Below are 5,854 nucleotides of genomic sequence, written 5' to 3'. Positions count from 1 at the left end.
CGTCACGTCATCGAGGATGACCTTGTCGCCGTGCGCCTTGCGCGTCTTGCGCATCGTGTAGATGTACTCAGCCAAGAGAAACCGTCCGGCTAGGAGTGAGTGGGCAGATACACCCCATCTTGCCTGACCGCCACCCCCGGGAGCGAACCAGTAGGTGCGGGGGCCTCTGACCTGCGGTCTTCCTGAGGGGGCCGGGGCGCTGTCTCGAGGGGGGTGCGACGGGGGCGGCGGGAGACGGCGGGGGCGCTGCTCGGTGGCCGCCGGCCCGCGGCGCCGCGGGCCGGCGGCGTTCTGGGGGCTGTCCGTGCCGGCCGGGTCGGGGCTTCGGGTTTCAGGGTTTCGCCGTTTCGGGGTTTCGGGGTTTCGGGGTTTCGGGGTTTCGGTGTTCATCGGGATACTGCGCCGGGCGGCAGCGGGGTGGATATCCCCTAACGAGTGGCCGCCTGAATTCTGCGCGGTAATTCCGAGGCGTGAATCCCTCCGCGTGCTATTCCTGTCGCGCAGCACGGGAAAGCGGTAGGCCCGGTCTTGTTCTCCGTGGCGGTTCCGCTCACCCCTGGGCATCGAGAAGTGGCTCGTGAGCGCCCTGATGACCGGGGTCGGCGCATCTGCCGCATGCGCATGGAAGGAATTCTCAGTGACCGAATCCGTGTACACGCCCGACAAAACCGGAGGGGCGCGGCGCAGCCGTCGTTCCCTCCGTATGCGGGTGGCGGCGACCGCCGCGGTACTCGCCGTCGGAATGGTTCCGGCCCTGGCCTCGGCCCAGGCGCCGGCGCCCAGCCTGACGGGCAGCGATTTCGAGATCGACACGGACGCCAATCTCGTCGTCGACGACCCGAACAGCCCGGACGACTGGGAGACGGTCAACGAGGTCCGCATGGCGGACGCGCCGAGCGGGGCCGACGACCCGTCGTTCGGACAGGGCGCCAAGGAGGACACCGCCGTCCCCTCGATCGTGGACGGCGGCATCCCGCCCAACAAGAGCGACCTGAAGGTCTTCGGTGTGTACCAGGAGGGCACCACCACCGACGGCTTCCTGAACCTGTTCTGGTCCCGGGTCCAGGACCCCTCGGGCACCACCAACATGGACTTCGAGTTCAACCAGAGCTCGACCCCCAGCGGCAACGGCGTCACGCCGGTCCGCAGGGCCGGTGACCTGCTGATCCAGTACGACCTGCCGAACGGCGGCACCAAGGCGGCCATCTCGACCCGCACGTGGACGGGCACGGCATGGGGGCCCGCCACCCCGCTCAACGCGACCAACGCCGCCGCCACGGTCAACACGAGCACGATCGACGCGGCCGACAGCGACGGTATCGGCGCGCAGGACCCGCGCACCTTCGGCGAGGCCCAGATCCGGCTCTCCTCGATCTTCGGCAACGGCACCACCTGCAAGTCGTTCGGTGCGGCCTACCTCAAGAGCCGTGCGTCGGACGCGTTCAACTCGGCGCTGAAGGACTTCATCGCGCCGGTGCCCGTCAACATCTCGAACTGCGGCAGCATCAAGGTCAACAAGGTCGACGACGCCGGCACCCTCCTCAACGGGGCCCAGTTCACCCTCTACAACGACAAGGCGCCGATCGGCGGCTCGCGCGGCGCCGAGGACACGCTCACGAACCCGCTCCTGAGGTGCAACGTCGTCACCGGCGGCACCTGCACGATCCCCAACGTGCCCCAGGGTGAGTACTGGGTCGTCGAGACGGTCACCCCCGCCGGCCACAACACGGCGCCCGACCAGCACGCCACGGTCGTCGTCAACGAGACGGTCGAGCTCACCTTCGTCGACCCGCGGCAGAGGGGAGCGGTGCTGATCCAGAAGTACCGCAAGCACGCCGCGTCCGGGCCTGGCGACAGTCACCCGCACAGCAACGTGCCCTTCACCCTGCAGGACAGTGAGGGCAACACCGTGGCGCAGGGGACGACCGACGCGAACGGTCGCGTCTGCTTCGACAACCTGGCGTTCGGGACCTACACCGCGGTCGAGGGCGACCACCCCGGCTACGCGGACAACGCCAACCAGAACGCCACCGTGAACAACGCGGCGGCCTGCAACGGCGCCACGTTCGTCGGTGAGACGCTGACGTTCCGCAACACCCCGCTCACAGACGTGACGATCAGCGCGATCCCGCAGGTCGAGGGCGCGACGAAGTCCACGATCACCTGCACCGACCAGACGGCGACCAACGTCACCGACACCTCGGCGAAGTTCGAGAACCTGCCGCCCGGTACGTACAACTGCCAGGTCGTCGTCGACCCGTGATCCGGGCCCACGGATGAACCGTCGCCCCGGTCGGGGTGACGGCGAAGGCCCCCGGCGCGCGAGGTTCGCGCACCGGGGGCCTTCTGCCGCGCGGCCGGCCGTGGCCCGCCGCGCGGGAGACTACTCGCTCGCCGTCTTCTTCTTACGGAGGAAGAAGACCGCGCCGCCGCCGGCCAGGACGAGCGCGACGGCGATGCCGGCGATCATCGGGGTGGCGCTGGAGCCGCCGGTCTCGGCGAGGTCGCCGTCGGAGCCGCCGGTGCCGCCCGTGGTGGCCGCGGAGGGCTGGGGGGAGGGCTGCTCGGTCGGGGTGCCGGGGGTGGCCGTCTTGCAGTCGAGGACGCCCTTGAAGGTCTTCTCGAAGCCGTTCGGGCCGGTGATGTTGAACTCGTACGCCTGGTCCTCGGCGACCGGGATGGTGACGGTCTTGGACTCGCCCGCCCCGATGGTGACCTTCTGGCCCTTGAGCTCGAAGGTGAAGGGCTCGTCGCCCTTGTTGGACGCGGTGATGTCCACGCCGCCCTTGGCGCAGTTCTTCTCCGCCGAGAGCGCCGGGATCGCGCCCTTCTTCGCCCAGGTCGCGGTCGCCTTCGCGGTGACCGTCGAGGTGCTGGTGCCGGCCAGGATCAGGGTCTGGCTCTTGGTCTCGCTGACGAACGCGCGGCCGATCGGGACCGTGGTGTCCGCCTGGACGTTCAGCGTGGTGGAGCCGTCCGCCGTGCCCGCCGGGACGTCGAAGAAGATCTTCGAGCCGTCGGCGGCGGAGTCGAGGACCTTGCCGTCCTTGTCCACGATCTTCACGCCGGCCGGCGCGCCCGGCGCGAGGGACAGCGCGGCCTTGGAGGCGTTGGTGTTGACCGTGATCGGGCCGAGACGCTCACCGGGGTGACCGGCGACGGACGGCGGGTCGAGGGTCAGGGACGCGCCCGGCTCCTCGAGGTTCTTCGCCTCCTTCTCCAGGTACTCGGTCAGCTTCTGGGCGTCGGCGTCCTCGGGCGTGGCCTCGACCTTGTCCGAGAAGTGCCAGATCGCGGCCTGCGTGCCGGCCGCCGCGGTGTCCTCGGTGAGCTTCCCGGCGCCGACCTTCTTCGCCAGCGCGGCGAGGTCGTTCACCTGCGGGAAGGAGTTCTGCAGGATCCACCGGATCTTGCCCGCGTCCGCGTTGTTGTGCAGCGACGACTGGTCCCAGCCGACCTCCTTGTACTCCGTGCCCTTACGGGCCGGGGTGCGCAGGTCGATGCAGTACGTCTGGATGGCGCCGCCGGGCGTCACGGCCATCTCGAAGAGGCCCGCCTCGGCGTTCCACTTCTTGCCGTCAGACTCCGCGATCGTCACGGTGTCGTGGATCGCGAGCCTGCCGAGCGTGGCGCTGGCGCCGCCGGAGTTCTGCGCGCCCTCGTCGGCCGCCGCCGGTCCCGCAACAGCTATCGCACCCGCCGCGACGAGGCCAGAGACCACGGTCGCGGCGGCAAGGCGGGCGACGCCACGCCTCCGAACTGAAAACATTGGATTCCCCTTCAGGCGAGGCTCTCCGCGTCGTTGGTCGGTACGCGTGGGGGGAGCGCTTCGCCGGCAGACTCAAGTGCCGCATGAGTACGCGGGAATCCTAGGGATGCGAACGCGCCTGATCCCCCGTCATGCCATCAGATAACCATTCCGAATCGTAATCGTTATCAGACGCCCCGACACTGTCGACAAATCAGCACAACTGCAGGTCAGGACACAGGGGTCAACTGCTCTACGGAGGGTGGCGCGAGTGTCACGGATTCTTCAATTCCGGTTTGCGACTGCGCATCCTCCGCCGGCTGCTCTCGCGTTGCCCCGACCCGCGCCACTCTCCTGAACGCCGCCGTGCCGCGCGTCAGATCGTGACCCGCCGCCACCGCGTCGACGTCCACGAACGTCTTCCGCCGGCCCTCCCGCTCCTCCTCACGGATCCTCAACTTCCCGTGCACGACGAGAGGATCGCCGACCCCGACCGACGCCGCGAGATTCGCCCCCAGCGACCGCCACGCGAACACCGTGTAGAAGCTGGTGTTCCCGTCCGCCCACGCCGACTGCTCCCGCACCCACCTCCGCGTCGTCACCGCGAACCGGAAGCGCGCCACGCCGCCCGACGGCGTCTCGCGGTACTCCACCCCCGTCGCCACGTTCCCGACCAGCGTCACCGTCGTCTCGTTCATGTGCCTACCCCCGTGTCCCACTCGTGCGTGATCTGACCCCATGCTGGACCGCGCCCGCCTTTCCCGCCCTCGCCTGTGGACAGACCTCCCGTTGGGGACAACCCCGTCACCTGCGCGAGTGACCCGCCCCAGCCCCAGCCCCCGACACCGTCACGTACTGCTCCCGCACCTCCCGGTACCGCATCAGCTCCGCCGCCACCGGGTCCAGCACCCGCGCCCGGCCGCACGCCGCCGCGGCCTCGCGCAGCCGCCGCTCGGCCTCCTGCCCGTACCGGCGCGACGGGCCCTTCGCCGCCGCCGCGCAGGCCCACTCCACCAACGGGCCGCCGACGATCCCGCCGAGCATCACCAGGACCGGCGGCAGCAGCCCGGGGTCGAGGACGCCGATGATCTGGCCGACCAGCCACAGCGCGCCGAAGATCTGCAGCAGCGTCATCGCCGCCTGGACGAGCACGGCCGCCGGCCACCACGCGGGCCGCGGCGGCCGGCCCGCGGGCTCGCCCGCCCGGGCGGCGAGCTCGTCCAGCGCCTCCGGCAACCCCTCAGCCCCCCGGTAGGCCGCCTCACGCACCGCCAGCGCCCACGGCGCCGGCAGGCCACGGGACGCCTCGTCGGAGACGATCCGCACCGCCTGCTCGACGCGCTGACGCGCGGTCGGCTCCTCCTCCACCGGCGACTGGAGCCGCGGGTCCGTGCTCCCGTGGTCGCGCATCCGCTCGTACCGGCGCCACAGCCGCAGCCAGGGCGTGCCGCAGGCGCGGTTGGCGTTGCGGCGCCAGGCTCGTTCGGCGGACTCGCCCACGGCGGTGGCCCCGACGGCCACGGCGAGCCGGGCGGCGAAGTCCTCCCGGGAGCGCTCGTCGAGCCCGGGGCGGCCGTCGGCGACGTACACCGGGCGCAGCCGCCGCGCCGCCGCGTCCACGTCGGCGGAGAGCCGGCGGGCGGGCGCGGTGCGCTCCTGCACGAACCGGCCGAGGAGTTCGCGCAGTTCGCCGACGCCGTCGCCGGTCAGGGCGGACAGGGACAGCACGGTCGCGCCGGGCTCGCCGTGCTCGCCGAGGGCCATGCCGTCGTCGTCGAGCAGCCGGCGCAGGTCGTCCAGGACGAGGTCGGCGGCCTCGCCGGGCAGCCGGTCGATCTGGTTGAGGACGACGAAGGTGACCTCGGCGTGGCCCGCGAGCGGGCGCAGATAGCGCTCGTGCAGGGCGGCGTCGGCGTACTTCTCCGGGTCCACGACCCAGATCACGGCATCGACCAGGGCGAGTACCCGGTCGACCTGGTCGCGGTGGGCGGTGACGGCCGAGTCGTGGTCGGGCAGGTCGATCAGGACGAGGCCTTGCAGGTCGGCGTCGGCGGCCCCGCCCGCGAGCGGCCGGCGGCGCAGCCGGCCGGGCACGGCGAGCCGGTC

General features: G+C 71.1%; 4 protein-coding genes. 1 reads left to right on the top strand and 3 read right to left on the bottom strand.

Features of this window, described 5'->3' with window-relative positions; translation table 11 throughout:
• The first annotated feature begins 637 nt into the window (after window positions 1-637).
• Entirely contained in the window at window positions 638-2,263 is a 1,626-nt protein-coding gene (locus VIU94_RS30145; RefSeq protein ID WP_331916124.1) for an MSCRAMM family protein, read from the top strand.
• Between the two features lie 120 nt (window positions 2,264-2,383).
• On the opposite strand, the gene VIU94_RS30140 is transcribed toward VIU94_RS30145, so the two are convergent.
• The 3 genes from VIU94_RS30140 to VIU94_RS30130 all read right to left on the bottom strand — a co-directional run.
• Window positions 2,384-3,769 carry a Cys-Gln thioester bond-forming surface protein gene (locus VIU94_RS30140; RefSeq protein WP_331916122.1) on the bottom strand — a complete coding sequence of 462 codons (1,386 nt, stop codon included), beginning with the start codon at window positions 3,767-3,769 and terminating at the stop codon, window positions 2,384-2,386.
• Window positions 3,770-3,978: 209 nt separating this feature from the next.
• Window positions 3,979-4,446: a single-stranded DNA-binding protein gene (locus VIU94_RS30135; RefSeq protein WP_331916120.1), complete on the bottom strand. Its 468-nt coding sequence runs from the start codon at window positions 4,444-4,446 to the stop codon at window positions 3,979-3,981.
• Between the two features lie 106 nt (window positions 4,447-4,552).
• Window positions 4,553-5,854: ATP-binding protein (locus VIU94_RS30130; protein WP_331916118.1), on the bottom strand; the 1,302-nt coding region annotated here is incomplete at its 5' end.

This window comes from Streptomyces sp., from assembly GCF_036566765.1.
Lineage (GTDB): Bacteria > Actinomycetota > Actinomycetes > Streptomycetales > Streptomycetaceae > Streptomyces.
Note: the sequence above shows the minus strand (reverse complement) of the source record. Positions and strands in the feature narration are given on the sequence as shown.